Origin of the sequence: Streptomyces sp. NPDC005303 (assembly GCF_040607335.1) — a bacterium.
In the GTDB taxonomy this organism is placed as follows: Bacteria; Actinomycetota; Actinomycetes; order Streptomycetales; family Streptomycetaceae; genus Streptomyces.
Genome location: NZ_JBEXGM010000045.1, coordinates 26559 through 53056 on the forward strand (window position 1 = coordinate 26559; position 26498 = coordinate 53056).

Here is a 26498-nt window from a genome sequence, read left to right on the forward strand (position 1 = left end):
AATCGGTTCAAGGGTTACGTTCGAGGCGAGTTGACCGAGAGTCGCAAAGTGACCATACACACATCCGGCCGGACCTTGTGGGGCAAGGTCCGGCCGCATGTGCCTCGTTGACGCGCCTTGTTGACGTATCGCCTTTACGAAAAGGTGACTTAGCTATCGGCCCAGGTCACGGACTCAGCCGAGCAGCGTCTCGAGCTCGGTGTGCTCCAGGCCGTGCGCCTCCGCGACCTCCCGGTAAGCGACCTTGCCGTCATGGGTGTTGAGGCCCTTCGCCAGGGCGGGATCGCGGCGCAGCGCCTCGACCCAGCCCCGGTTCGCGAGTTCGACGATGTAGGGCAGCGTCGCGTTGGTGAGCGCGTAGGTGGAGGTGTTGGGCACCGCGCCCGGCATGTTGGCGACGCAGTAGAAGACCGAGTTGTGCACCTGGAAGGTCGGCTCGGCGTGGGTGGTCGGCCGGGAGTCCTCGAAGCAGCCGCCCTGGTCGATCGCGATGTCGACAAGGACACTTCCGGGCTTCATCCGGGAGACGAGCTCGTTGGTGACCAGCTTCGGGGCCTTGGCGCCCGGGATGAGCACCGCGCCGATGACGAGGTCGGCGTCCAGGACGGCCTTCTCCAGCTCGAAGGCGTTGGACATGATCGCCCGGACCTTGGTGCCGAAGACCTTGTCGGCCTCGCGCAGCTTGTTGATGTCGCGGTCGAGCAGCGTGACGTGGAAGCCCATGCCGACGGCGATCTGGGTGGCGTTCCAGCCGGAGACACCGCCGCCGATGACGACGGCCCGCGCGGGCTGGGTGCCGGGGACGCCGCCGGGCAGGACACCGCGGCCACCGACCGAGCGCATGAGGTGGTAGGCGCCGACCTGCGGGGCGAGCCGGCCCGCGACCTCGGACATCGGGGCGAGCAGCGGGAGCGCCCGGGACGGCAGCTCGACGGTCTCGTAGGCGATCGCGGTGGTGCCGGACTCGATGAGCGCGTCGGTGCACTCCTTGGAGGCGGCCAGGTGCAGGTAGGTGAAGAGCGTCTGGTCCTTGCGCAGGCGGTGGTACTCCTCGGCGACCGGCTCCTTGACCTTCAGCAGCAGGTCGGCGGTGGCCCACACCTCGTCGGCGGCGTCCAGGATCCGGGCGCCCTCGGCGACGTACTCCTCGTCCGGGATGGAGGAGCCGACGCCGGCGCCGCGCTCGATGACGACCTGGTGGCCGTGGCGCACCAGCTCGTGCACACCGGCGGGGGTGATGGCCACCCGGAACTCGTTGTTCTTGACCTCGCGGGGGATGCCGACCTTCACGTGGATCACGGTCCTTGGCTCAGAGTGTGTGGGGCAATACAACACATACCCGGGCATGCGTGAGCACACCAGGAGACACCGCAGGAGAAGGTGCGGCAGAGCCAGTCTAATGAAGGTGTTCCCGCTGTCTAGCCTTTCATTGCATCAATCTTCTGCGGATGTACTACGGATTTCGCAGGCGTCAGCGTCTTGTTTCGGCTCCTCGACCTGCTCAGAGCCGGATTCCTCCTGGGAAAGCTCCTCGTCCAGCAGCCGCTCGGCGGCGCCGCGGTGCAGCTGGGCGGCCGCGGGATCGCCGAGGCGGTCCAGCGTGTCCGCGAGCCGCAGCTGGAGCGCGGCCTGCAGCCGGACGTCCTCGGCGCGCCGCGCCCACTCAACGGCCTCCTGGCAGGTGCGCAGCGACTCCTCGGGGTGCCCGGCGTACTCCTGGACCCGGGCGAGTTCGCTCAACGCCCGTGCGTGGGCCGCGACATCGCCCTCCTTGCGGTGCCCGGCGAGCGCGGCCCGCCAGTTCCTGACCGCCTCGCCGTAGCGGCCCGCGTAGGTGTGCGCGGTGGCGATACGGCCGTACAGCCGGGCGGCCTCCGCTCGCTCGTCGCGGGCCAGCCGCTGGGCGAGGGCCCGGCCGAACCAGTCGGCGGCCCGGTCGTAGTCCCCGAGCTCCAGATGCGCGCCGCCTACGGATTCCATCGCGCGGCCGGTCGCATACGGGTCGTTCGCCTCCCGTCCGGCGTCCAGGGCCGCCCGATAGCGCGCCAGTGCCTCCCGGGTGCGGCCGGTCTGGGCGTCCAGGTCGGCGAGGTTCAGCAGGGCGGCGGCCTTCTCGCGGGGCAGGGCGCGCCGCTCGGCCACATCCAGGACGAGGCCGTGGATGCCGTAGAGGTCGGGAGCGGCGGCCTTCATGCCGAAGTGGGCCACCATCGCGCGCACGAGCTGCGACATCAGGCGCCGGGCCAGGGTGTCCAGCTCCCCGTCGGCGACCGCGAGGCGGGCCGCGGCGAGCAGGGCCGGCCGGCGGATGCGCAGCCAGTCCTCGGCGGCCCGGGGGTTCGGGAAGCGCACCGAGTTCGGCATGCCCTGGAGCTTCTCGCGGGCGTCGGGACTGGCGGTCTCGGTGATCGTGCGGGAGGACTGCAGCAGCCGTACGGTCCGCTCCAGCATGCGGGCACGGGCCAGCTGGAGCTCGGCCGGGCGGTCCTGGGTGTCGGCAAGTGCCCTGAGCAGGGGGTACAGACAGCCGGGGACCTCGTACTGCGGCAGCGGTGAGTCCACGGCGTGCAGCAGACCGAGCCCGACGAAGTCGTCCAGGGTGGAGCGGGCGCCGCTCACCGAGCAGCCGGCGAGCGCGGAGGCGGTGTGCGGGTCGATGAGGCCGGCCGGGGCGAGGGAGAGCAGTCGCAGGGTCCTGGCGGCAGCGGCGGGCAGGGACGCGTAGACGAGCTTGAAGACCCGGCTGAGCGGACTCCCCTCGTCACTCTCCGTGTGCAGATGCTTGGCCAGATCGGCGACGGCCGCCTTGGGGCGGGCGGCGAGCCAGCCCCCGGCCAGCATCAGCGCGGCGGGGTGTCCCTGGCACTCCTCGACGAGCCCCTCGGCGGCACGGGGGTCGACGGTGATGCGGACCGACCCGGTGTGCCGGGACAGCAGATCCAGCGCGGACTTGGTGTCGAGCCCGCCGAGGGTGCACGGACGGACGTCCGCGATCCCGGTCAGTGGACCTCCTGACACGGCCACGACCAGGCACTCCGGGGTATCCGGAAGCAGGGCGTCCACGTGCTCCGCGGTCATCGCGTCGTCGAGCAGAACCAGCGCGCGGCGGTCGGCGAGGGCCTCGCGCAGCACCGCCGTGAGGTCGTCCTCGGCGGCTCCGGCGGGTGCCGCCACGCCGAGCGCGGTGAGCAGTTCCCGGGCGGCGTTCGCGATCGGTACGGGGGTGCCGTCGGGCTCGCTCAGCCGGGCGCGCAGCACCCCGTCGTAACGGTCAGCGACCGCCCGGACAAGTTCCTCGGCGAGTGCGGTACGGCCGGACCCGGGGCGCCCCGCGATGAGCAGCACGCGCGCGCGGGGTGCCTTCCTGCCCGAGAGCGTGTCGAGTCCCGCCCGTTCGATGTCGGCGCACAGTTCCTTCAACTCCCGCGTCCGCCCCAGGAACCGGCCCTCGCCGGACAGCCGTACGCCGCCTGCGTCCACCGCCTGATCCGTCACGGGCCACACTCCCGTCCCACGCACACGCAAAGCCCGCCGGTGACCCCGGTTCGGGCACCAAAAGCCTAGTTCACGCTGTGCAACGTTCCTGGCGGAGCGCGGCGGTGGGGGCCCGGGAGTCCCCCGATCGGATCAACGGATCATAGGAACTACGGCACCGCAGTACCGATAGGGGCGCGGGGAACTGCGCGACCAGCCACGTCGGACCCGCATCCCGCGACGATCCGACACAACTACGGCGCTACCCGCATCGGCTCAGCTCTCGAACGGCCGCGCGGGCCACTCCGCCTCAGCCGACCTCAACCCGTCCAACCCACCGGAGGCCCGCGCCGCAACCAACGAAAGCACCCCCACCGCCAGGCAGGTGTTGTGCAACTCCCCCGCCAGCACCCCCCGCACAAGCTCGGGCACGGCCACGCGCGCGTACTCCAGGTCGATCTCCTCGTGCTCGACCTCGAAGCGCTCACCGTCCGCCTCGGAGAGCCCCCGCGCCAGGAAGATCCGGATCGCCTCGTCGCAGCCCCCCGGCGAGGTGTAGACATCCGTCAGCACCCGCCAGTCCTCCGCCTTGACGTGCGCCTCCTCGTACAGCTCGCGCTGGGCCGCGTGCAGCGGATTCTCACCGGGCACGTCCAGCAGCCCGGCCGGGATCTCCCACAGCTTCTGCCGTACGGGATGCCGGTACTGGCGGATGAGCAGGACCCGGTCCTCGTCGTCGAGGGCGAGGACGCCCACGGAACCCGGGTGGACCTGGTAGTCGCGGCCGACCACGGACCCGTCGGGCATGACCACCTCGTCCGTGCGGACGGAGGTCTTGTTGCCCACGAAGGGGGTTTTCGTCGCCCGGATCTCCCACTCTTCCGGGGTGTCCTTGATCGTCATGCCCTGTCCTTCCCCACCTGCGCAAAAGAAGCCGGGACGCCCGCCCTTTGAATGCGTGCGCCCCGGCCACCGTACAACTGTCGTGCTACTTGGAACTCTGCCGCTCCACCGCCGCCTTCACCAGGCCGGCGAAGAGCGGGTGCGGCCTGGTCGGACGCGAGCGCAGCTCCGGGTGGGCCTGCGTGGCGACCAGGTACGGGTGGACGTCGCGCGGGTACTCGACGTACTCGACGAGCTTGCCGTCCGGCGAGGTGCCGGAAAACAGGATGCCCGCCTTCTTCTCGAGCTCCGCGCGGTAGGCGTTGTTCACCTCGTAACGGTGCCGGTGCCGCTCCTCGACGTACTCCTTGCCGTCGTACACCTCACGGACGATGGAGCCCTCGGCGAGCTTGGCCGGGTACATGCCGAGCCGCATGGTGCCGCCCATGTCGCCCTCACCGGCGACGATGTCGAGCTGCTCGGCCATGGTGGAGATGACCGGGTGGCCGGTGGCCGAGTCGAACTCGGTGGAGTTGGCGTCCGGGATGTCGGCGAGGTTGCGCGCGGCCTCGATCACGATGCACTGCAGGCCCAGGCACAGGCCCAGCAGCGGGATCCTGTTCTCGCGGGCGTACTTGATCGCGCCCACCTTGCCGAGCACACCCCGGTCGCCGAAGCCGCCCGGGATGCAGATGCCGTCGACGTCCTCGAGCTGCGCCTTGGCGCCGGCCGGGGTCTTGCAGTCGTCGGAGGTGACCCACTTGATCTTGACGCGGGCCTTGTTGGCGAAGCCGCCCGCGCGCAGCGCCTCGGTGACCGAGAGGTAGGCGTCGGGCAGGTCGATGTACTTGCCGACCAGGGCGAGGGTGATCTCGTGGTCGGGGTTGTGGACGCGGTCGAGCAGGTCGTCCCAGGTCGTCCAGTCCACGTCCCGGAACGGCAGGTCCAGCTTGCGGACGACATAGGCGTCCAGGCCCTCGCCGTGCACGGTCTTCGGGATGTCGTAGATGGAACGGGCGTCGGGGCAGGCCACCACGGCGGCCTCGTCGACGTCGCACATCAGCGAGATCTTGCGCTTGATCGCGGTCGGCACCTCGCGGTCGCAGCGAAGCACGATGGCGTCCGGCTGGATACCGATGTTGCGCAGGGCCGCAACCGAGTGCTGGGTCGGCTTCGTCTTCAGCTCTCCCGACGGGCCGATGTACGGCAGGAGGGAAATGTGGACGACGAAGACGTTGTCACGGCCGACCTCGTGACGGACCTGGCGGACCGTCTCCAGGAACGGCAGCGACTCGATGTCGCCGACGGTCCCGCCGACCTCGGTGATGACTACATCGACCTCGTCGGTCGCCATACGCCGGATGCGGTGCTTGATCTCGTTGGTGATGTGCGGGATGACCTGCACGGTGTCGCCCAGGTACTCACCGCGCCGCTCCTTGGCGATCACCGTGTTGTAGACCTGGCCGGTGGTGACGTTGGCGGAGCCGTCGAGGTCACGGTCGAGGAAGCGCTCGTAGTGGCCGATGTCCAGGTCGGTCTCGGCGCCGTCGTTGGTGACGAACACCTCACCGTGCTGGAAGGGGTTCATCGTGCCCGGGTCGACGTTGAGGTACGGGTCGAGCTTCTGCATCACGACGCGCAGGCCCCGCGCCTTGAGCAGCATGCCGAGGCTGGAGGCCGTCAGTCCCTTGCCGAGCGAGGAGGCGACACCCCCAGTGACGAAGATGTGCTTGGTCGTCGTGGCTGTGCTGTTTCGAAAAGCAGCGGTCATGGCCAAGAGGGGGCTCCCGTGGTCGCGATCTGGAGGTGCGGTTCGGGGGTCAGGCGCCCACCGGTCCACGGGCTACCAGGGTATCAGCGCCTCGGGGAGATGGCTTCCGGCCACGCTCCGCGCACAGTCCGACACGGACCCGCACCACCACACCTGTTTCTCACCCGTTGCTCACCCGTTCGGCCCAGCCGCGTTGCCCGGAGCGGCACACAGATCATCTACGTGCGTCGTATCCTGCTCGGACACTCACTGCCGAGCCCGGCCGGAAACGCGGGACCACCCCCACCCGTAGGACCCGGAACAACGAGCGCTCGTCAGTTCGTTGAGCAACAGTTGTCGTTTTGCCTCACAAGCAGCAGGACTGTTTTGCTTCACCGCTCAACGACGCATTACAACGACCCCCTTGACCGCACCAAGCGACAGCCCCCTCTTTCCTTGAGGGGGTGACGTGGCCGTTCGACTGGAGTTGCACGTGGCCGGGCGCATCGAAGACTACGCACTCATCGGAGACATGCAGACCGCAGCCCTGGTCTGCCGGGACGGCACGGTGGACTGGCTGTGCCTGCCCCGCTTCGACTCGCATGCCATCTTCGCCGGCCTGCTGGGCACCGAGGAACACGGCTTCTGGCGCCTCGGCCCCGCCCACGCGGCGGACGCCGAGCCCCCCACCGCGGCCCGGCGCACCTACCGGGGCGACTCCCTGATCCTGGAATCGGAGTGGGACACCTCACGCGGCACGGTCCGGGTGACCGATTTCATGCCCCCGCGTGACGGCGCTCCCCAGCTCATCCGGATCGTGGAGGGCGTCTCGGGCCGCGTGCCCATGCGCTCGGCCCTGCGGATGCGTTTCTCGTACGGCCGCGTGGTCCCGTGGGTCCACAAGCACGAGGGGCGCACGGTCGCCGTGGCGGGCCCGGACTCGGTGTGGTTCGACACCGACTGCGAGACGTACGGCAAGTCCCTGACGACGTACTCGGACTTCACGGTCGCCCCGGGTGACCGGATCGCCTTCACCATCTCCTGGGAGCCCTCGCACAAGCAGCCGCCACCGCTGCCCGAGCCGGAGCAGTCGCTGGAGGCCACCGAGGACTTCTGGCGCGAGTGGGTCGAGCACTGCACGTACCACGGCCCCTACCGCGAGGCCGTGATCCGCTCGCTGATCACCCTCAAGGCGCTGACGTACGCCCCCACCGGCGGCATCGTGGCGGCCCCGACGACCTCCCTCCCGGAGGACATCGGCGGCGTCCGCAACTGGGACTACCGCTACACCTGGCTGCGCGACGCGGCCATCACCCTCTCCTCGCTGCTGCGCACCGGCTACCGCGAGGAGGCCCGCGCCTGGCGTGAGTGGCTCCTGCGGGCCGTCGCCGGCGACCCCGAGAACCTGCAGATCATGTACGGCATCGCGGGCGAGCGGGAACTGGGCGAGGCCGAGCTGGACTGGCTGCCGGGATACGAGAACTCCGGCCCCGTCCGGGTCGGCAACGGCGCCGCGCACCAGCTCCAGCTCGACGTGTACGGCGAGGTCACCGAGGCCCTGCACCTGGCCCACATGACGGGCCTGTCCCGCAACGACTACGCCTCCCTGCTCCAGCTCAAGCTGATCCGCTACCTGGAGCAGCACTGGGACGAGCCCGACGAGGGCATCTGGGAGGTGCGCGGCCCGCGCCGCCACTTCGTGCACTCCAAGGTGATGGCCTGGGTCGCCGTGGACCGCACCATCAAGCTCATCGAGTCCGGAGACGCGGACGGCCCGCTGGAGAAGTGGCGCGAGCTGCGCGACGACATCCACCGGGACGTGTGCGAGAAGGGCTACGACAAGGAGCGCAACACCTTCACGCAGTCCTACGGCTCGAAGGAGCTGGACGCGAGTCTGCTGCTGATCCCGCAGATGGGCTTTCTGCCGCCGGACGACAAGCGCGTGATCGGCACCATCGAGGCGATCCAGCGCGAGCTGTCCACACCGGACGGCTTCATCCTGCGCTACCCGACCTCCAGCGGCGAGGAGAACGTCGACGGCCTCCCCGGCGACGAAGGGGCCTTCCTGGCCTGTTCGTTCTGGATGGCGGACGACCTCGCGATGATCGGCCGCGTGGACGAGGCCCGCAAGCTCTTCGAGAAGCTGCTGTCCCTGCGCAACGACCTCGGTCTGCTCGCCGAGGAGTGGGACCCGCGTCTCAAGCGCCAGGTCGGCAACTTCCCGCAGGCCTTCAGCCACGTCCCGCTCATCGACACGGCCCTGCGCCTGACGGCGTCGGGGGCGTACGGCGGCTGATCCCGCCGAGTTCTTACGAGGCCGTGACGGCCTGCGGCCGAACAGGACCGCGGGCCGCTGCCCGCCTAGGCTGGGACCCATCAGCCCCTGCACGAAAGGGGGCGCCTCATGGCTTCCCCGTCGAAGGCGGGCGCGGCTCTCGCCGCGCTGCGCGAGGATCTCACCGGCGACGTGTTCATCCCGGACGATCCGGGCTACGACGAGGCCCGGACCGTCTTCAACGCGATGATCGACCGCAGGCCCGCGGTGATCGCGCAGTGCGTGGACGAGGACGACGTCGCACGGGCCGTGCGCTTCGGCCGTGACCTGGACCTGCCGATCGCGGTGCGCGGCGGCGGGCACAGCGTGGCGGGCATGGCGGTCAACGACGGTGGTCTGGTCGTCGATCTGCGCCACATGCGCGCGGCCGTCGTCAATCCCGCGGACCGGGCGGCCCGGGTCGCGGGTGGCGCCACGATGAGCGACCTGGACCGCGCCTGCCAGCCGCACGGCCTCGCCACCACCGGCGGCCGGGCCTCGACCACCGGGGTCGGCGGCTTCGTCCTGGGCGGCGGCTCCGGCTGGCTGGACCGCTGGTGCGGGCTGGCCGTCGACAACTTGCTCGGCGTCGACCTGGTCACCGCGGACGGCGAGCGCGTCCACGCGAGCGCCGACGAGCACCCGGACCTGTTCTGGGCCCTGCACGGCGGCGGCGGCAACTTCGGCATCGCGACCGCGCTGACGCTGAAGCTGCACGAACTGCCCGAATTCTCCATCGCCCTGCTGCTGTACCTCCCGGAGTTCGGCCCCGAGGTCACGCGCACCTTCCGCGACGTCATCGCGGCAGGTCCGGACGAGGCATCGGGCGGCGTGCTCTACTTCACCGGGCCGCCCGAGGAGTTCGTACCGCCGCACCTGGTCGGCACCCTCCTGTGCGGCGCTCTGCTGACGTACGCCGGCGGGGAGGCGGAGCTGCGCAAGACGGCCGAGCCGCTGCTGGCACTGCCGCACGTGACGGAGATCGTCGGGGCGATGCCGTACGCCGATGTCCAGTGCATGATCGACGATCCGCCCGGGATGCGGAACTACTGGTCGGCGGAGTACCTCACCGGCGCGCCGGACGACTTCGTGGACGCGTTCTGCGCCCGCGCGGACGCCCTGCCGGTGCCGACCGGCACCCAGCACGTCCTCTTCCCGCTCGGTGGGGCGATCGCCGACGGGCCACGCGAATTCCCGGTGCCGTACCGGGACGCGCAGTGGGTCGTGCATCCCTTCGGGATCTGGGAGGAACCGACGGACGACGAGCGCTGCGTCCAGTGGGTCCGGGACGTACGCACCGAGGTCCAGCCGTGGAGCACCGGCGCGGTCTACCTCAACTTCATCGGCGACGAGGGCGCGGACCGGGTGGTGGCCGGTGTCGGCACCGAGAACACCCGGCGGTTGTCCGAGGTGAAGGGCCGGTACGACCCGGACAATGTGTTCCGCTTCAACCACAACATCACGCCGGCCTGAGCGCCGTCAGGGTGCGTTCGCCTCCCGGGTCCCCCGCCGTCGCCGGTACCAGAGCGATCTCGTCGAGCCCGGCCTCGGCATAGGCGTCGATACGTGCCCGTACGGCGTCCAGGTCGCCCACCAGCCCCACCGTGCCCGCGGCCGCGTCCGGCAGCGCCCGCACCAGGGTCTCCCGGTCCGCCCCGCTCGCGGCGAGCTCCACCGCGTCCCCGAAGCCCGCCTCGGCGAAGACCTCGCGGTAGCCCGGCACGGTCAGGTATCCGGCGAGGCTGCCCAGCACCTGCGCGAGCGAGAGCGGGTCGGGGTCGACGGCCGCGGGCAGCCAAGCGGCGAGCGAGGGCGGCGTACGGCCCGCCTCCCGGGCCGCCGCGTCCAGCTCCGCGCGCAAGGCCCGCACCTGCTCCGGGGAGACCACGTCCAGCAGCATGCGGTCGGCGTGCGCGGCGGCCGTGGCGATCGCGCGGGGCCCGAACGCGGCCACCGTGAGGGGCCCGCCGGGCGGCGGCAGACGGCGACGGAAGGGGCTGCCGGGCACGACCGGTTCGCCCGGAGAGGTGTGCAGGAGCCGTCGTAGGGCTGCCGCCTGCTCCTCCAGTACGGCGGCGGGCCGTGCCCGGGGCCGGTCGTGCACGCCCTCGACAACCCGCTTGCTGGACGTGCCCAGCGCCACCCCGATCGGGCGGCCGACGAGGGCCGCGACCGAGGCGGCACCCCGGGCCGAGGTGTACGCGTCGCGCACCGACACCGGGACCGGCCCCGCGGTCAGCGCGACCCGCTCGGTGGCACGGCCGATCGCGGTGGCGAGGACGAAGGAGTCCCACGTCGGGCCCTCCCCCGCCCACACCTCCCGGTACCCGAGCCGGTCGGCGGCCACCGCCACCCGTACCGGCTCCTCGATCGCGCTGTCGTCCTCCCGTGCCGCGGCCACCACGCTGAAGTCCATGCACCGGCCGCTACCCCGGGACCGCACCGGGCACGCCTCGGGTAGCGTCCGGCTCATGGACAGCGGCACGAACAGCGGTTTCGACACCCACGGCGCCGGGATCACCGTGCAGCGCGCGCTGGAGCTGCCCGGTCTGCGCAGCGGGCTCCCGGAGATCCTCGCGGGCGCGGACCGGCTCACCCGGACCGTGCGCTGGGTGCACGCGGGCGAGGTCCCGAACATCGCCTCCCTGCTCAAGGGCGGGGAGCTGCTGCTGACCACCGGCTACGGGCTCGGCACCCGCCCGGCCGACCAGCGCGCGTTCGTGCGCACCCTGGCCGAGCGCGGGATCGCCGCCCTGGTCGTGGAACTCGGCCCGCGCTTCACCCGGCTGCCCGCCGCCCTCGTCGACACGGCCCGCGCGACCGGCCTTCCGCTCGTCCAGCTGCACCGCGAGGTGCCGTTCGTGGCGGTCACCGAGGAGATCCACACCGAGATCGTCAACGGCCACTACGCGCTGCTCCAGCGGGCCGAGGAGGTGCACCGCCGCTGTACCGAGGCCCTGCTGGGCGGCGGCGGTGTCCCGCAGGTCCTCGGCATCCTGGCCGGCTTCAGCGGCAACCCGGTCTTCCTGGAGACGACGGACGGACAGCTCCTGTACGCCGCCGGCGAGGGCCCCGAGGGCGCCGACCCGCTCCAGGTGTGGGAGGGGCTGCGCGGGCAGCACAAGGACACCCCGCCGTCCGGCTCGGCTCTCGTGGACGTCCCCGGGGGCGGCCCCGGCGCGGGTTCGGTACGGGCCCGGCTGGTCCTGCTTCCCGTACGGGCCCCACTGGCCCCCGTGCACCGCATGGCGGCCGAACGCGCGGCGGGCATCCTGGCCGTCGTCCTGATGCAGGCCCGCCAGGAGGAGGAGCTGGCGGCACGCGGTCGCGGCGACTTCCTCACCGACCTCGCCGAGGGACGCATCACCGCCGAGGACGCGCCCGCGCAGGCGCGCGTGCTGGGCTTCCGGCCGGGCAGCGGCCCGCTGCTGCCCGTGGTCATGCACCTCGGCTCCTCGGGCGGCGGTTGGGCGGTACTGGCGCGGGCGGTCTCCGAGGAGCTGGCCGCGCTCGGAGTGCCCGTCCTGCTGGGCGTACGGCCCGTCGAGGGCCGCGTGCTCGTCCTGCTCGGTCTGCGCTCGGAGTCGGAGCGGCCGACGGTCGCGGACCGGGTCGCGGCGGCCCTGCGGGCGGGTGTGGAGCGGGCCGGGATGCGACGGCCCGGTGTCCAGCCGCCGGTCGTGGTGGTCGCGGCCGCCGGTGGCTGGGCGGCGGCCTCGGCGGGCCTGCGGCACGCGGCGGAGACGGCGACGGCGGCGCAGGGCCTGTCGGACCGGCCCTGGTACGACGCCCGCCGCCTCGACATCGACCTGCTGCTGTGGCGGCTGCGCGACCACCCGGACCTCGCCGCCTTCGTGGACCGCGCCATCGGCCCGCTGCGCGCCCACGACGACCGCTCCAAGCCGCCACTGCTGCCGACCCTGGAGACCTATCTGGCGCACGCGGGCCGCAAGGCGGAGACGGCCCGCGAACTCCACCTCAACCGGCAGACCCTCTACAACCGCCTCGCCCGCATCGGCGAGTTGCTGGGCACGGACCTCGACGATCCCCAGACGGTACTGGCGTTGAGCCTGGCGCTGCGGGCGCGTCGGCACGTGCCCTAGATGAGCGGTCGGGGCTGGGTCAACTCGTCGTAGACGCTGAGCACTTGCGCCACGGTCTCGTCCTCCGTGGGCCAGGTGGCCGCCTGCCGAACCCCCCGTTCCCTCAAGAGGTCCCGGCGCTCGGGATCGCCGAGCAGCCTGACGACGGCCTCGGCGAGGGCCTCCGGGTCTCCGTAGGGGACGAGTTCGGCCGCGTCGCCGACGAGTTCGGGGATACCGCCGACCTCGGTCGCGACGAGCGGCACGCGCGCGTGGAGGGCCTCCTGGGCGAGCACCGAGCGCGCCTCCCAACGGCTGGGCAGGAGCACGAGGTCGGCGGCGGCGAGCAGTTCGGAGACGTCGTCGCGCCGTCCGACCAGCCGAACCGGCAGCCCCTCTTCCTCGATACGGCTCTGCAGGACCGCCCGCAGCGGCCCCTCTCCCGCGACGACGACCAGCGGCACGGGGTCGAGAAGGCGCCACGCGCGTGTGGCGTCCAGCAGCGTCTCAAAACCCTTGTGCCGCTCCAGGGCGCCGACCGCCATCAGCAACGGCCGTTCGATGGCCCCGAGTTCGGCCCGCACCTTGGGGCGCAGCCGGTCGGGATCCTCCTGTTCCACGACTCCGCGCGGCCCGGGCAGGGCCACGGCGGCGAGCCGTGCGTCCCTGGCACCGGTCCTGCGGGCCCGGTCCACGAGCGCCGAAGTCGACCCGAGCACCACGGAAGCGGCCTTCACGACCCGGCGTTCCAGAAGGCGCACGAAGTGGGCCCGCGCCCCCTCGGCATACGCCCGGTCGTGCCAGGTGACGACGAGTGGGGTCCGTCGCCCGCTGAGCGCGAGCACGGCGCGGAACGAGGCATGCAGCCCGTGCGCGTGCACCAGGTCGGCGTCCGCGCACGCCGCCCGCAGCACGGCCACGGAGGTCGGATCGCTGCTGCGCGGCACGTGCACGTGTTCGGCACCGGCCCCGGAGAAGCCGTAGGAGCGATCCGCCTCGACGGGGGCGCACACCGTGACCCGCACGCCCCGCGCGACGAGCCCCGAGGTCAGGGAGCGCACATGCGCGCTGCTGACGGCATTGCCTCCGCCCAGCACCTGCACGGTGCGCAGCGGCGTCTGGCCGTGCGGTGAGTGGCTGCTCACGGGGGTCACGTGGCCGGGCTCCTGGTTCGGGTCGGGCGGTCACGAGGAAACGTACAGAAGGTGTCGAGCGGAGGGGGTGTACCGCGCGCTTCCTACGCGTGATGGGTTCTCTGCCAAGGATGCCAGGACGCACGGGTGTTCCGTGCATGCGGAGAACGGCGGAGGGCGTGTGCGGCGAGTCGGGGTCACTCACAAGAGTGAGAGCCCCCTTGTCGGACCTGAAGGTGTCCGCACCTGAAGGGGCGCGGGGCTGTGCTGAATTCGCGGCTACCGCCGCGTGGGCGCGAGAAGCCCCACCCGCCCGTTCCCGGCGACGACAGCGGCTCCCAAGGCCGCCCCAGCGCATGCGCCCCCACGTCCCCGATCATCACCCGCTCACCGAGGTCATCCGGCAAAAGTCGACGGCCCGCTCCTTCATGAGCGCCCCCGCGAGCAGCCCAGTGGCCGAGATCCCGAACAACTTGACGGCCCCGCTGGTGACTTCACCGTCCCGCAGGGCAACCCAGATGCGCCCGGAACCCCCGCCGACGGTCCCCCGCGAGGTCGTCGTACGCCCCGCAGAGCCCGATGACGGCGACGGCCACTGCGGCGACGGGCCGGATCCGCCCCGCCCCCAGGGCCGCCGCAAGGGCGGACGCGGGCCCGGTGTACAACTCGACCGTCCGCCCGGCGTAGTTCGTCCGCTCCCATCGCTCCCGGCCGCCCGGCGCCCTGGCGCGCAGGACGGCCGTACCGGCGCGCGTCAGGGCAGCGGTGAGCCCAGCGACGCACCCCTCACGCGTCCGCCCGCGCCGTGGCCAGCAACTCCTCCGCGTGCGCCCGGGCCGTCTCCGAGTCCTCCTGGCCGGCGAGCATCCGGGACAGCTCCCGCACCCGGTCCTCACCCTCCAGCACCTTCACACCGGACCGGGTGACGGACCCGTCGTTGGTCTTCTCGACCAGCAACTGCCGGTCGGCGAAGGCCGCGACCTGGGGCAGGTGGGTCACCACCACGACCTGCGCGGTCTTCGCGAGCCGAGCGAGGCGCCGCCCGATCTCGACCGCCGCCTTGCCGCCGACCCCGGCGTCGACCTCGTCGAAGAGGTACGTCGGCACCGGGTCGGTCCCGGCGAAGACGACCTCGACGGCCAGCATCACGCGCGAGAGCTCACCACCGGACGCGCCCTTCGCGATGGGCCGCGGCGGGGCACCCGGATGCGGGGCGAGCAGCAGCTCGACCTCGTCGACACCGGCCGGCCCGTACGCGACCGCGCGCCCGCCGACCTCCACGCCGTCCGGGTCCTCGGTCTGCCGGATGGCGAAGGACACGCGCGCGTGGGGCATCGCGAGCGAAGCCAGCTCTGCCGTCACCGCCGCCGCAAACCTGTCCGCGGCCTCGGTTCGCGCGTCCGACAAGGCCTGCGCGAGTCCGCCCAGTTCGGCCCTGAGCGCGTCCCGCTCGGCGGTCAGCTCGTCGATCCGCTCGTCGTCGCCGTCGAGCTCGGTGAGCCGCCCGGCGCTCTGCTCGGCCCAGGTCAGGACAGCGGCCACGTCCTCGCCGTACTTCCGCGTGAGCGCGGTGAGCGCGGCCCGCCGCTCCTCGACGGCCGACAGCCGCAGCGGATCGGCGTCCAGGTCGTCGGCGTACCCCGCGAGCTCCCCGGCGACATCGCCCAACAGGATCCCGATCTCCCCGATCCGGTCGGCGAGCGCGGCCAGGGAGGGATCGTAGGACCGTACGGCCTCCAGAGCCCGCTGCGCGCCCGCCACGAGCGTCGCGGCGTCGATGCCCTCCGGGTCCTCGGGGTTCCCCGCGAGGGCGGCGTGTGCGGCTGTCGCGGCCGAGGACAGGGCCTCGGCATGCCCGAGCCGCTCCGCCTCCTCCGCCAGCTCGACGTCCTCACCGGCCCGCGGCTCCACTCCGGCGATCTCGTCGAGCCCGTACCGCAGCATGTCGGCTTCCTGGGCCCGCTCACGCGCGCGCGTGACGATCTCGTCCAGCTCGACGGAGACGGCTCGCAGCCGCCGGTAGGCCTCGGTGTACTTGGCCAACGGCACGGCGACGGCGTCGCCCGCGTACCGGTCGAGCGCCTGGCGCTGCCGGGTCAGCTTGAGCAGCCCCTGCTGATCGGTCTGCCCATGCACGGCGACCAGCTCGTCGGCCAGCTCGGCGAGCACCCCGACCGGCACGGACCGCCCGCCCAGATGCGCCCGGGACCGCCCTTCGGCGGAAACGGTACGGCTGATCAACAGCGCCCCGTCGTCGAGCTCCGCCCCCGCTTCCTCGGCCCGTACGACGACGGAGTCGCCGGCGGACACGGTGATCCGCCCCTCCACGACCGCCTTCTCGGCCCCGATCCGCACGAGCGCCGCGTCCGCCCGCCCACCGAGCAACAGCCCCAGGCTGGTGACCACCATGGTCTTGCCCGCACCCGTCTCACCGGTGACAGCGGTGAACCCGGGCGACAGCTCGACGACAGCGTCATCGATGACTCCGAGCGACCGTATCCGCATCTCTTCCAGCACGGTGAAGACCTTACGAGGTCGGGGCGGGCGAGTGCGAGGTGCCCTTGTCACTCGGGCGAGTGTCAGGCCTTTGGGGGCGCGGGGCTGTATCGATGTGCGGCTCCGCCGCGCGGGCGCGATCAGCCACTGACGGCCGGTGGTCGCGCAACTTCCCGAACCACCCCTGACAGAGCGCTAGTGAGGCGCCCCCCGCCACCCGGAAACCGGCAACGCGAACTTCGCCACAAGCCGATCCGTGAACGACGCATGATGCAGCCGAGCCAGCCGCACCGGCACAGCCCCCCGCCGCACCTCCACCCGCGCCCCCGGCGGCAGCTCAAAGGTCCGCCGCCCGTCACACCACAGCACCCCCGGCGGGATGTGCGGCAACAACTCCACCGCCAACACGGAGTTCGGCGAGGTCACCAACGGCTTCGCGAACAGCGCGTGCGCCGAGATCGGTACCATCAACAGCGCCTCCACCTCGGGCCAGACCACCGGCCCACCCGCCGAGAAGGCGTACGCCGTGGACCCGGTGGGCGTGGACAGCACGATCCCGTCACACCCGAACCCCGTCACCGGCCGCCCGTCGATCTCCAGTACGACCTCGAGGAGCTTCTCGGCGCCCGCCTTCTGCACGGCCGCCTCGTTCAGGGCCCAGTCCGTGTGGACGATGTCCCCGTTCCGGTGAACGACGACATCGACGGTCATTCGCTCCTCGACCTCGTACGACTTGGTCACCACCCGGTCGACGACCTTGTCGAGATCGTCCCGCTCGGCCTCCGCCAGGAAGCCGACACTGCCCAGGTTGACGCCCAGCATCGGCACCCCGGACGCGCGGGCGAACTCGGCGCCGCGCAGCAGCGTCCCGTCACCGCCGAGCACGATGAGCAGCTCGCACCCTTCGAGGCACTGCGGAGTCGCCTCCTTGACGAGCTGCACCTCGGGCGGCAGCGGCAGGTCGGCAGCCTCGTACTCCAGGACGCGCACGCCGATGTCGGAGCGCAGCAGCCCCTTCACGACCAGCTCGGCACTGCGAATGGCCGCGGGCCGCCCGGTGTGGGCGAGCAGGAAAACAGTACGAGCTCGGTTCTGGCTCAACGCGGCCCCTCCGCCACTGCACGGTCGACATCGGCCGGGTCCAGGGCGGGCGCCCCGGCACGCAGCCACAGAAAGTATTCGACATTGCCCGAGGGCCCGGGCAACGGACTGGCCGTGACGCCCTTCACCCCGAGCCCGAGTTCCCCCGCCTTCTCGGCCACTCCCCGCACGGCCTCCGCCCGCAGCTGCGTGCTCCGTACGACTCCCCCGCTGCCCAGCCGTTCCTTCCCCACCTCGAACTGCGGCTTCACCATCATCACCAGATCGGCGTCCGGCTTCACGCACCGCACCAGGGCGGGCAGTACCAGTCCGAGCGGGATGAAGGACAGGTCCCCCACGACAAGATCCACTGGTTCCCCATCAATCGCTTCGAGCGTCAACTCGCGTACGTTCGTACGGTCCTTGACGGTGACGCGTTCATCGCTCTGGAGAGACCACGCGAGTTGGCCGTAGCCGACGTCGACGGCGACCACGTGCGCGACCCCGGCCCGCAGCAGCACATCGGTGAAACCGCCGGTCGAGGCTCCGGCGTCCAGCGCCCGCCGCCCCTCGACCGCCAGCCCCTGCGGCACGAACACCTGAAGCGCGCCCGCCAGCTTGTGCCCGCCCCGGGACACGTAGTCGGGATCGCTGTCGTCGCTCTGCACCACGATCGCGGCCGCGGTCTCCACCTGGGTGGCGGACTTGGTCGCGACGGTCTTGCCGACGGTGACCCGCCCGGCAGCGATCAGCTGGCCGGCATGCTCACGCGAGCGCGCGAGCTTCCGCCGGACCAGCTCCGCGTCCAGCCGACGGCGTGCGACTCCTGCCACGTTCGGTTCAGCTCCTAGTGCCATACGAGGGTGAGGGCGCCCTCTGGTCATACGACGGTGAGGGCGCCGGAGGTCCCGGGCGCGCGTCCAGCGCGGTGAGCGCGTCGCGCAGCCCCCGGTGTACATCCTCGTACACCTCGATATGTCCGTCCGTGGCGAGGTGGTCGGCATCGCCGAGCCGCTCCAGCCACTCGTCCACCTCGGCGTTGCCGGTGGGGGTGCGGGGCACGTTCAGAGGGGCGGGGCCGGCCGGATCGTACTCGGTTTCGGCCGGGCCCTCTGGTGAAGGCTCCGGAACTGCGTCGCTCATGCCCAGACGCTACCTCGAACCGCTGAGGTACCGTCGATCGCGATGGCCACGATCGAGGAGTGCCGCGCCGCACTCGAGAAGCTCTCCGACAACATGGGCAACGCCGAGGGGGATGCCGCCGCGGCGGCGTCCATGGACCGCTCGGTGAGCTGCCGTATCACCGATCTCGACGTCACCTTCGTCGGCCGGATGACGGGCGGCCGGATCGTGGTGCGGGACACCATCCAGGGCCCTCCGAAGGAGAAGGCCCAGATCAGACTCACCATGGCGGGCGACGACCTGGTGGCACTGGTGAACGGCGAGCTGAACTTCGCCAAGGCCTGGGGTTCGGGCCGGGTGAAGCTGGAGGCGGGTCTGCGCGACCTGCTCCAGCTCAGGAAGCTTCTGTAGCGACCACGCGTGCGCGTGCCTTGCGCGCGGCCGGCACCACCAGCGGGGTCCCCGTCTCCGGGTCGTCGATGACCTGGCAGCGCAGCCCGAAGACCTCCTCGACCAGGTCGGCCGTGACGATGTCGTTCGGGGACCCCTCGGCGATGATCTTCCCGCTCTTGAGCGCGATGAGATGCGTGGCGTACCGGGCCGCGTGGTTGAGGTCGTGCAGGACGGCGACCAGGGTGCGGCCCTGCTCCTCGTGCAGTTCGGCGCAGAGGTCCAGGACGTCGATCTGGTGCTGGATGTCGAGGTAGGTCGTCGGCTCGTCCAGGAGCAGCAGCGGCGTCTGCTGGGCGAGCGCCATCGCGATCCACACCCGCTGCCGCTGACCGCCGGACAACTCGTCGACGTACCGCTCGGCGAGTTCCGCGACCCCGGTCTGCCGCATGGACTCCTGTACGACCCGCTCGTCCTCGGCGGACCACTGGCGCAGGATGCCCTGGTGCGGGTAGCGGCCGCGGCCGACCAGGTCGGCGACGGTGATCCCGTCGGGCGCGATCGACGACTGCGGCAGCAGGCCGAGGGTGCGGGCGACCTTCTTCGCCGGCATCGACTGGATGACCTGCCCGTCGAGCAGCACCTTGCCCTGACTGGGCTTGAGCATGCGAGAGAGGGCCCGCAGGAGGGTGGACTTGCCGCACGCGTTCGGGCCGACGATCACCGTGAAGGAGTGGTCGGGGATCTCCACCGACAGCTGCTCGGCGATGACCCGCTGGTCGTAGGCGAGGGTGACGGTGTCGGCGGACAGGCGGTTCACGGTGCTCCTTGTACTCCTTGGGGTGTTCATATCCGGCCCGCCCTGCGCTCGGTGACCAGGAGCCACAGCAGGTAGAGGCCGCCGAGGACTCCGGTGACCACGCCGACGGGCAGTTGGTCCGCGCCGAAGACCTTCTGCGAGACCCAGTCGGCGGTGACCAGGAGGGTGGCGCCCATGCACAGGGACGGCAGCAGGTTGGGGCCGGGCGAGCGGGTGAGGCGGCGGGCCAACTGCGGGGCGGTGAGCGCGACGAAGCTGACCGGTCCGGCCGCCGCGGTGGCGGCGGCGGTGAGCAGGACGGCGGCGACCAGGAGCAGCAGCCGTACGCGCTCGACGCGTACCCCAAGCGCGTTGGAGACGTCGTCGCCCATCTCCATCATCCTGAGGCCGCGTCCGTTGGCGAGGACGAGCGGGACGAGGACGGCGCACAGCCACAGCAGCGGCCACACCTGCGTCCAGTCCCGGCCGCTGAGCGAGCCGGTCATCCACACGACGGCCTGGGCCGCCTCGGTGAGCGTGGACCTGGTCAGCAGGTAGCCGTTGACCGCCGTGACGATCGCGGAGACGCCGATGCCGACCAGGACCAGCCGGTATCCGTGCACCCCCTGCTTCCAGGCGAGCAGATAGATGGCCAGCCCGGTCACGAGCCCGCCCACGAGCGCGCCCAGGGTGATCTGGGTCGCGCTCCCGGAGAACAGCACGATCATCGTGAGCGCCCCGGCCGTGGCCCCCTGACTGAGGCCGAGCACGTCCGGACTGCCCAGCGGGTTGCGGGAGACGGCCTGGAACAGCGCGCCCCCGAGCCCGAGCGAGGCACCCACGAGAAGGCCGACGAGGACCCTGGGAAGCCGCAGCTCGTTGACGATGAACTCCTGCCCGGCGTTACCGTTCCCGAGCAGCGTCTTGAGCACGTCCCCAGCGGGGATCGGGAAGTCGCCGGTGCCGATCAGCACCACGCTCGCGGTGAGCGCGGCGAGGAGAATCAGGGCGACGGCGACGGTGGCCCTCACATCCAGCCGGACGGAGAACCCCCCGGACGTCCTGATGGCACGGTTGGTCCTCACAGCTGCGCCGTCCTTCGCCGTCGTACGAGAAAGATGAAGACCGGCCCGCCGATGATCGCGGTGACGATGCCGACCTGGAGCTCCGCGGGCCGGGCCACGACCCGGCCGATGACGTCGGAGCCCAGCAGCAGCACGGGCGACAGGATGGTCGCGTAGGGCAGGATCCAGCGCAGGTCGGGGCCGGTGAAGGAGCGCACGATGTGCGGCACCATCAGGCCGACGAACACGATCGGACCGCACGCGGCGGTCGCGGCCCCGCACAGCACGGTCGCGGAGAGCATGGCCAGCGCCCGGGTGCGGTTGAGGTTGGCGCCGAGGGCCTTGGCGGTGTCGTCGCCCATCTCCATCGCGTTGAGCGGGCGGGCCAGGGCGAGGGCGAGGAGTGAGCCGATCGCGAGGAACGGCAGCACCTGCAGGATCGTCGAGTTGTCCGCCGAGGACAGCGAACCGACCGTCCAGAAGCGCATCTTGTTGAGCGCCTGGTCGTCGGTGATCATCACGGCCTGGAGATAGCCGTACAGGGCCGCGCTGATCGCCGTACCGGCCAGCGCGAGCCGCACCGGGGTGGCCCCCCGGCTGCCGCCGAGGAACCAGACCAGGGCGCCGACCGCTGCCGCGCCGAGAAAGGCGAACCACACATAGCCGCTCAGCGAGGTGACGCCGAAGAAGGTGATCGCGGTGACGACCGCGGCGGACGCGCCGGCGTTGATGCCGAGCAGCCCGGGGTCGGCCAGCGGATTGCGGGTGAGCGCCTGGAGCACCGCCCCGGACAGGCCGAGCGCGGCGCCGGCGAGCAGCCCGAGGACGGTCCGCGACAGCCGGTCGGCCACCACGACGTCGCCGTAAGTCCCCGTGTCCTGGAACAGTCCGTGCCAGACCTGGTCCACGGACAGCCCTTTCGCCCCGACCGCGATGCTCGCCGTCGCGACGAGCACCAGGATCACGACGGACACCAGGAGCCCAAGGACTCGTATCGCCCGGCGGGTTGGGGGCGCGGGGGCGGTCTCCGCGCGCTGTTCGGGAGGACTGTCGACCAACACGCAGTTAGGTTAGCCTACCCTGGCAACGAGTCACGATCCCGAGGTCCTGCCGCTCCCGGACTCACAGAAAGCTCTTCGGGCCCAGCGGCTCACAGCCCCAGCCTGGCCAGTGCCTTATCCGCGTCCAGCTCGCACACACCCTCCCCGGCCGCCGTCCAGGCCGCCGCGCACAGCGCCCGCAGCCCGTCCAGGGCCTCGCCGTCGCCGTCGAGTTCCAGCCGCTCCTTGCCGGCCTTCGCGGTCCAGCCACCGCGCCGGAAGCCCTCCCCCTCCTCGGTGACCTCGGGCTGTCCGGTGAGCATCCCCCGCAGATCCGCGTCCACATAGGTCGGCCGGTGCTGCGGTGGCGCGGCCAGCAGCTGGGCGCCGTCGGTGACGCCGGTGAGCACGAGCAGCGAGTCCACCTCGCCGTTGAACGCGCCCTCGATGTCGGTGTCCAGGCGGTCCCCGACCACCAACGGCCGCTCGGCGCCGGTCCGCAGGATGGTCTCCCGGTGCATGGGAGGCAGCGGCTTGCCCGCGACCTGCGGATCCGCTCCGGTCGCTATCCGCACGACCTCCACCCCGGCCCCGTTGCCCGGCGCGATCCCGCGCCCGCTCGGAATCGTCAGGTCGGTGTTGGACGCGAACCAGGGCACCCCGCGCGCGACGGCGTAACTGGCCTCGGCGAACCGCCCCCAGGGCAGATCCGGCCCGCCGAATCCCTGCACGACCGCAGCCGGATCGTCATCGGCCGACTCCACGGGCTCGAGCCCCCGCTCGCGCAGAGCCACCCGCAGCCCCTCACCACCGATGACAAGGACCCGGGAACCGGCCGGCACCTGCTCGCTGATCAGCCGCGCGACCGCCTGGGCGGAGGTGATGACGTCATCGGGCCCCGTCGGAATGCCCAGCTCGGTGAGATGCTCGGCCACGGCGTCGGGCGTGCGCAGGGCGTTGTTGGTGACATAGGCGAGATGCATCCCACCCTCGCGCGCGGTGGCGAGCGAGTCGACGGCGTGCGCGATCGCGTTCCCGCCCGCGTACACCACCCCGTCGAGGTCGAGCAGCGCGGTGTCGTACGCCTCGCTCAGGGCCTGCTCACTGCCCTCGGGCCTCGTCCTTGCGCGCTGGCTCATTCCGCATCGCTCCTCGTTCGACGGCTTTCCCCCGATCATCCCCCATGCCACTGACACCCGTACGATGCCGGGATGAACACAGCAGGTCACCCGGAAGCAACGGCGCGCCGAGGCCTGGAACTCACCCCGTTCCGAGGCCTGCGCTACAACCCCGACCGGGTCGGCAGCCTGGCCGCCGTGACATCACCGCCGTACGACGTCGTGGTCCGTCCCGACGGCCTGCACCAGCTCCAGTCCAACGACCCGTACAACATCGTCCGGCTGATCCTCCCGCAGGCGACGACACCGGCCGAACGCAACGAACAGGCGGCCCGCACCCTGCGCGGCTGGCTCTCCGAGGGCATCCTGGCCGCCGATCCCGAGCCCGGCCTGTACGTCTACGAACAGCAGGACGGCACCGGCCTGCTCCAGCGCGGAATCATCGGCACCCTGCGCCTGTCGGAGCCGTCCGAGGGCGTGGTCCTGCCCCACGAGGACGTCATGCCGCACGTCGTCGCCGACCGAGCGGCCCTCATGCGCGCCACCTCCGCGAACCTGGAACCCCTGCTCCTCACCTACCGCGGCAACGGCTCGGAGTCCGTCACGACGACCGCGATCGAACACACGGCGGAGCAGCCCCCGCTCCTCGCCACCACCACCGAGGACGGCTACAGGCACCGCCTGTGGTCGATCACCGACCCCGCCGAAGTGGCGCGCATCCAGTCGGACCTGACCCGGCACCAGGCCCTCATCGCCGACGGCCACCATCGCTGGGCGACCTACCGCCGTCTACGCGCGGAGCACCCGTCCCCCAGTCCCTGGGACCACGGCCTGGTCCTGCTCGTCGACACGGCCCGCTACCCCCTCCGCGTCCGCGCCATCCACCGCCTCCTGCACGACGTCCCGGTGTCCCGGTCCCTGGCCCTCCTCGACGGCCTCTTCCGCGTACGACACCTGGACGTGCCCCTCGCCGAGGCCCTGGACGTCCTCGCCGACGCGGCCTGCGCGGGCAACGCCTTCCTCCTCGCCGACGACGGCGCCTTCCACCTCGTGGACCGACCCGACCCGGACCTCCTGTCCCGCACGGTCCCGGCGGACCGCCCCGCCGCCTGGCGCACCCTCGACGCCACGGTCCTGCACGCGACACTCCTCGCCCACGTCTGGCACATCCCCGAGGACGACCCCGCCCGCATCGCCTACATCCACGACACGGCCGCCACGGTCGAGAAGGCGGAACGCGACGGCGGTACGGCGGTCCTGATGCACCCGGTCCGCGAGGACGTCGTCCGCGAACTCGCCCGCCAGGGCGTCACAATGCCCCGCAAGTCGACGTCGTTCGGCCCGAAACCGGCGTCGGGCCTGGTGCTGCGCGCACTGGACGTATGACGCACCAAGGGGGCGGGATCCCGGGATCCCGCCCCCTTGGTTCACCGACGACGCAGGTCAGTCCTTGAGGTCGTCTTCCTCAACGTCCTCGTCGTCCTCGTCGTCCTCGTCGTCCTCTTCTTCCACGACCGCCTCGGCTGTCGCGGCCTCGCCGTCACCCTCGTCCTCCTCGTCGGCGAAGGCATCGACGAACTCGACCCCGTCCAGCTCGGCGAGCCGGTCAGAGGCGTCGGTGCTGCCGTCCTTGTCGGACTCCACGGCCTTGGCGAACCACTCCCGCGCCTCGTCCTCCCGACCGGCCGCGAGCAGTGCGTCGGCGTACGCGTACCGCAGTCGCGCGGTCCACGGCTGCACCGAGTTGGAGGCCAGCTCGGGGCTCTGCAGCGTCACGATCGCCGCGTCCAGCTGCCCGATGTCACGCCGGGCACCGGCGGCGACGAGTCGCATCTCCACCTGCCCGGCCTTGTCGAGCTTGTGCACCTCGGGCGCCCCGGCCATGTCCAGCGCCTTCTCCGGCCGCCCGAGCCCCCGCTCGCAGTCGGCCATGACGGGCCACAGCTCCACGTTCCCGGTCATCCGCCGCGCGGCCCGGAACTCGGCGAGCGCCTCGCTGTACTTCTGGTTGGCGTACGCCGCGAACCCGGCCGCCTCCCGTACGGCGGCGACGCGCGACGCGAGCCGCAGGGCCACCTTGGAGTAGCCGTACGCGCCCTCGGGGTCCTCGTCGATGAGCCGGGCAACCATCACCAGGTTCTTCGCGACATCCTCCGCGAGCCCCTTCGGCAGGCTCTGCAGCTCCTGCCGTACGTCCTTGTCGATCTCCTCGCCCGTGACGTCCTCGGGGATCGGCAGCCGCTTGATCGGCTCACGATCGCGGTCCCGCTCGTCACGGAAGCGCCCGGCGCCGCCACGCCGGTCGTCACCACCGCGCCGGTCGTCCCGCCCACGGAACCCACCGGGCCGCCCGCCACGGTCGTCACGACGGGGCCCACCGCTTCCACCACGATCGTCACGGCGGAAGCCACCGCGATCCCCACCACGGTTGTCACCGCGGTCGTCGCGGCGGAAGCCACCACGATCGCCACCACCGCTGCGGTTGTCGTCGCGGCGGAAGCCACCGCGGTCACCGCGGTCGTCGCTGCGCCGGTCATCACGGCGGTCATCGCGACGGTCGTCACGGCGCGGCGCGTAGCTGCTGCCGCGGTTGTCGTCCCGGCGGAAGCCGCCACGGTCGTCGCGACGCTCTACGCGCTCGCCACGGTTGCCGCCACGGTCGTCACGGTTGCCGCCGCGGTCGTCACGGTCGTCACGGCGGAAGGCAGGCCGGTCACCGTCACGCCGGAAACCACGGTCACGGTCGTCGCGGCGAGGCCCAGCCGGCCGGTCATCACGACGGAACGGAGGACGCGCCCCACGATCCCCACCACGGTTGTCACCACCACGATCATCACGCCGGAAGCCACCACGGTCACCGCCGCCACCGCGGTTGTCATCACGGCGGAAGCCACCGCGATCCCCACCACGGTTGTCACCGCGGTCGTCGCGGCGGAAGCCACCACGATCGCCACCACCGCTGCGGTTGTCGTCGCGGCGGAAGCCACCGCGGTCACCGCGGTCGTCGCTGCGCCGGTCATCACGGCGGTCATCGCGACGGTCGTCACGGCGCGGCGCGTAGCTGCTGCCGCGGTTGTCGTCCCGGCGGAAGCCGCCACGGTCGTCGCGACGCTCTACGCGCTCGCCACGGTTGCCGCCACGGTCGTCACGGTTGCCGCCGCGGTCGTCACGGTCGTCACGGCGGAAGGCAGGCCGGTCACCGTCACGCCGGAAACCACGGTCACGGTCGTCGCGGCGAGGCCCAGCCGGCCGGTCATCACGACGGAACGGAGGACGCGCCCCACGATCCCCACCACGGTTGTCACCACCACGATCATCACGCCGGAAGCCACCACGGTCACCGCCGCCACCGCGGTTGTCATCACGGCGGAAGCCGCCGCGGTCGTCGCTGCGTGCGTAACCACCACCGCGATTGCCACCACGGTCATTGCCGCCACGGTCGTTCCCACCGCGGTCGTTGTCGCGACGGAAGCCGCCGCGGTCCCCCCGGTAGCCTCGATCGCCACGGTCACCACTGTCCCGTCGTTGCTGATCGCGCTCCGGTCGGTCGTCGGGAGAGTTGGTGGACATGGTGACTCCTGTCTTCGGCACTGCAAGCATTCTAAAAACAAAAGGACCCCTGGTCCCAGCTGAACGCTGGGACCAGGGGTCCTCCAAATATTGTTCGGCGGTGTCCTACTCTCCCACAGGGTCCCCCCTGCAGTACCATCGGCGCTGTAAGGCTTAGCTTCCGGGTTCGAAATGTAACCGGGCG

At 71.6% G+C, this 26498-nt stretch carries 22 protein-coding genes, 1 rRNA gene and 1 pseudogene; 5 read left to right on the plus strand and 19 right to left on the minus strand.

Going from position 1 to position 26498, the window contains the following annotated elements; genetic code table 11:
• Positions 1-174 precede the first annotated feature (174 nt).
• The 4 genes from ald to ABZT93_RS36885 all read right to left on the minus strand — a co-directional run bounded on the left by ald (position 175) and on the right by ABZT93_RS36885 (position 6127).
• Positions 175-1290, minus strand: coding sequence for an alanine dehydrogenase (gene ald, locus ABZT93_RS36870; RefSeq protein WP_356112893.1), 1116 nt, complete (start codon positions 1288-1290; stop codon positions 175-177).
• 144 nt (positions 1291-1434) lie between these two features.
• Positions 1435-3495 (minus strand): tetratricopeptide repeat protein, encoded by a 2061-nt coding sequence (locus ABZT93_RS36875; RefSeq protein WP_356112895.1) that lies wholly within the window; start codon positions 3493-3495, stop codon positions 1435-1437.
• 255 nt (positions 3496-3750) lie between these two features.
• On the minus strand, positions 3751-4377 hold the full coding sequence (locus tag ABZT93_RS36880; protein WP_356112896.1) for an NUDIX hydrolase: 627 nt from the start codon (positions 4375-4377) through the stop codon (positions 3751-3753).
• Between the two features lie 85 nt (positions 4378-4462).
• Positions 4463-6127, minus strand: a complete 1665-nt coding sequence (locus ABZT93_RS36885) for a CTP synthase (RefSeq protein WP_356112899.1) — start codon at positions 6125-6127, stop codon at positions 4463-4465.
• A 472-nt stretch (positions 6128-6599) separates the two neighbouring features.
• On the opposite strand from ABZT93_RS36885, the gene ABZT93_RS36890 reads away from it, so the two are divergent.
• Together ABZT93_RS36890 and ABZT93_RS36895 are read left to right on the plus strand one after the other, a co-directional pair.
• Positions 6600-8402, plus strand: a complete 1803-nt coding sequence (locus tag ABZT93_RS36890) for a glycoside hydrolase family 15 protein (protein WP_356112923.1) — start codon at positions 6600-6602, stop codon at positions 8400-8402.
• A gap of 108 nt (positions 8403-8510) precedes the next feature.
• Positions 8511-9893 carry an FAD-binding oxidoreductase gene (locus ABZT93_RS36895; protein ID WP_356112900.1) on the plus strand — a complete coding sequence of 461 codons (1383 nt, stop codon included), beginning with the start codon at positions 8511-8513 and terminating at the stop codon, positions 9891-9893.
• Here the strand turns inward: ABZT93_RS36895 and ABZT93_RS36900 are convergent.
• Positions 9880-10836 carry an LLM class F420-dependent oxidoreductase gene (locus ABZT93_RS36900; RefSeq protein ID WP_356112902.1) on the minus strand — a complete coding sequence of 319 codons (957 nt, stop codon included), beginning with the start codon at positions 10834-10836 and terminating at the stop codon, positions 9880-9882. The two genes, ABZT93_RS36895 and ABZT93_RS36900, sit on opposite strands and share 14 nt — an antisense overlap.
• Positions 10837-10891: 55 nt before the next feature.
• On the opposite strand from ABZT93_RS36900, the gene ABZT93_RS36905 reads away from it, so the two are divergent.
• A complete protein-coding gene (locus ABZT93_RS36905; RefSeq protein ID WP_356112904.1) occupies positions 10892-12523 on the plus strand; it encodes a PucR family transcriptional regulator ligand-binding domain-containing protein in 1632 nt (543 codons plus the stop codon).
• Here ABZT93_RS36905 and ABZT93_RS36910 read toward each other — a convergent pair.
• The 6 genes and pseudogenes from ABZT93_RS36910 to ABZT93_RS36935 form a co-directional block, all read right to left on the minus strand.
• Positions 12520-13656 (minus strand): glycosyltransferase family 4 protein, encoded by a 1137-nt coding sequence (locus ABZT93_RS36910; RefSeq protein ID WP_356112906.1) that lies wholly within the window; start codon positions 13654-13656, stop codon positions 12520-12522. The two genes, ABZT93_RS36905 and ABZT93_RS36910, sit on opposite strands and share 4 nt — an antisense overlap.
• A 273-nt stretch (positions 13657-13929) precedes the next feature.
• Positions 13930-14393: pseudogene (locus ABZT93_RS36915) on the minus strand (hypothetical protein); the annotation flags it as partial.
• A 28-nt stretch (positions 14394-14421) separates the two neighbouring features.
• Positions 14422-16140, minus strand: coding sequence for a DNA repair protein RecN (gene recN, locus ABZT93_RS36920; protein WP_356112924.1), 1719 nt, complete (start codon positions 16138-16140; stop codon positions 14422-14424).
• A gap of 186 nt (positions 16141-16326) precedes the next feature.
• Positions 16327-17232 (minus strand): NAD kinase, encoded by a 906-nt coding sequence (locus ABZT93_RS36925; RefSeq protein WP_356019676.1) that lies wholly within the window; start codon positions 17230-17232, stop codon positions 16327-16329.
• Positions 17229-18044: a TlyA family RNA methyltransferase gene (locus ABZT93_RS36930; RefSeq protein ID WP_356112908.1), complete on the minus strand. Its 816-nt coding sequence runs from the start codon at positions 18042-18044 to the stop codon at positions 17229-17231. The genes ABZT93_RS36925 and ABZT93_RS36930 overlap by 4 nt, the downstream gene beginning before the upstream one ends.
• A 7-nt stretch (positions 18045-18051) precedes the next feature.
• Entirely contained in the window at positions 18052-18354 is a 303-nt protein-coding gene (locus ABZT93_RS36935) for a hypothetical protein (protein WP_356112909.1), read from the minus strand.
• Positions 18355-18396: 42 nt separating this feature from the next.
• On the opposite strand from ABZT93_RS36935, the gene ABZT93_RS36940 reads away from it, so the two are divergent.
• Positions 18397-18744 carry an SCP2 sterol-binding domain-containing protein gene (locus ABZT93_RS36940; RefSeq protein WP_356112910.1) on the plus strand — a complete coding sequence of 116 codons (348 nt, stop codon included), beginning with the start codon at positions 18397-18399 and terminating at the stop codon, positions 18742-18744.
• Here the strand turns inward: ABZT93_RS36940 and ABZT93_RS36945 are convergent.
• From ABZT93_RS36945 to ABZT93_RS36960, 4 genes are all read right to left on the minus strand, one after another.
• Positions 18728-19573 (minus strand): ABC transporter ATP-binding protein, encoded by an 846-nt coding sequence (locus ABZT93_RS36945; RefSeq protein ID WP_356112912.1) that lies wholly within the window; start codon positions 19571-19573, stop codon positions 18728-18730. The genes ABZT93_RS36940 and ABZT93_RS36945 overlap by 17 nt on opposite strands.
• Positions 19570-20607, minus strand: coding sequence for an iron chelate uptake ABC transporter family permease subunit (locus tag ABZT93_RS36950; protein ID WP_356112914.1), 1038 nt, complete (start codon positions 20605-20607; stop codon positions 19570-19572). The genes ABZT93_RS36945 and ABZT93_RS36950 overlap by 4 nt, the downstream gene beginning before the upstream one ends.
• Positions 20604-21647 (minus strand): iron chelate uptake ABC transporter family permease subunit, encoded by a 1044-nt coding sequence (locus ABZT93_RS36955; RefSeq protein ID WP_356112916.1) that lies wholly within the window; start codon positions 21645-21647, stop codon positions 20604-20606. The genes ABZT93_RS36950 and ABZT93_RS36955 overlap by 4 nt, the downstream gene beginning before the upstream one ends.
• Positions 21648-21736: 89 nt before the next feature.
• On the minus strand, positions 21737-22765 hold the full coding sequence (locus ABZT93_RS36960; RefSeq protein WP_356112917.1) for an HAD hydrolase-like protein: 1029 nt from the start codon (positions 22763-22765) through the stop codon (positions 21737-21739).
• 72 nt (positions 22766-22837) lie between these two features.
• Between ABZT93_RS36960 and ABZT93_RS36965 the strand changes: the two genes are divergently transcribed.
• On the plus strand, positions 22838-24130 hold the full coding sequence (locus ABZT93_RS36965) for a DUF1015 domain-containing protein (protein WP_356112919.1): 1293 nt from the start codon (positions 22838-22840) through the stop codon (positions 24128-24130).
• 57 nt (positions 24131-24187) lie between these two features.
• On the opposite strand, the gene ABZT93_RS36970 is transcribed toward ABZT93_RS36965, so the two are convergent.
• The 4 genes from ABZT93_RS36970 to rrf all read right to left on the minus strand — a co-directional run.
• Positions 24188-24982, minus strand: coding sequence for a hypothetical protein (locus tag ABZT93_RS36970; RefSeq protein WP_356112926.1), 795 nt, complete (start codon positions 24980-24982; stop codon positions 24188-24190).
• Positions 24983-25374: 392 nt separating this feature from the next.
• Positions 25375-25791 (minus strand): hypothetical protein, encoded by a 417-nt coding sequence (locus ABZT93_RS36975; RefSeq protein WP_356112928.1) that lies wholly within the window; start codon positions 25789-25791, stop codon positions 25375-25377.
• 66 nt (positions 25792-25857) lie between these two features.
• Positions 25858-26250, minus strand: coding sequence for a hypothetical protein (locus tag ABZT93_RS36980; RefSeq protein ID WP_356112929.1), 393 nt, complete (start codon positions 26248-26250; stop codon positions 25858-25860).
• A gap of 156 nt (positions 26251-26406) precedes the next feature.
• Positions 26407-26498: ribosomal RNA gene (gene rrf / locus ABZT93_RS36985) — 5S ribosomal RNA — on the minus strand; the annotation flags it as partial.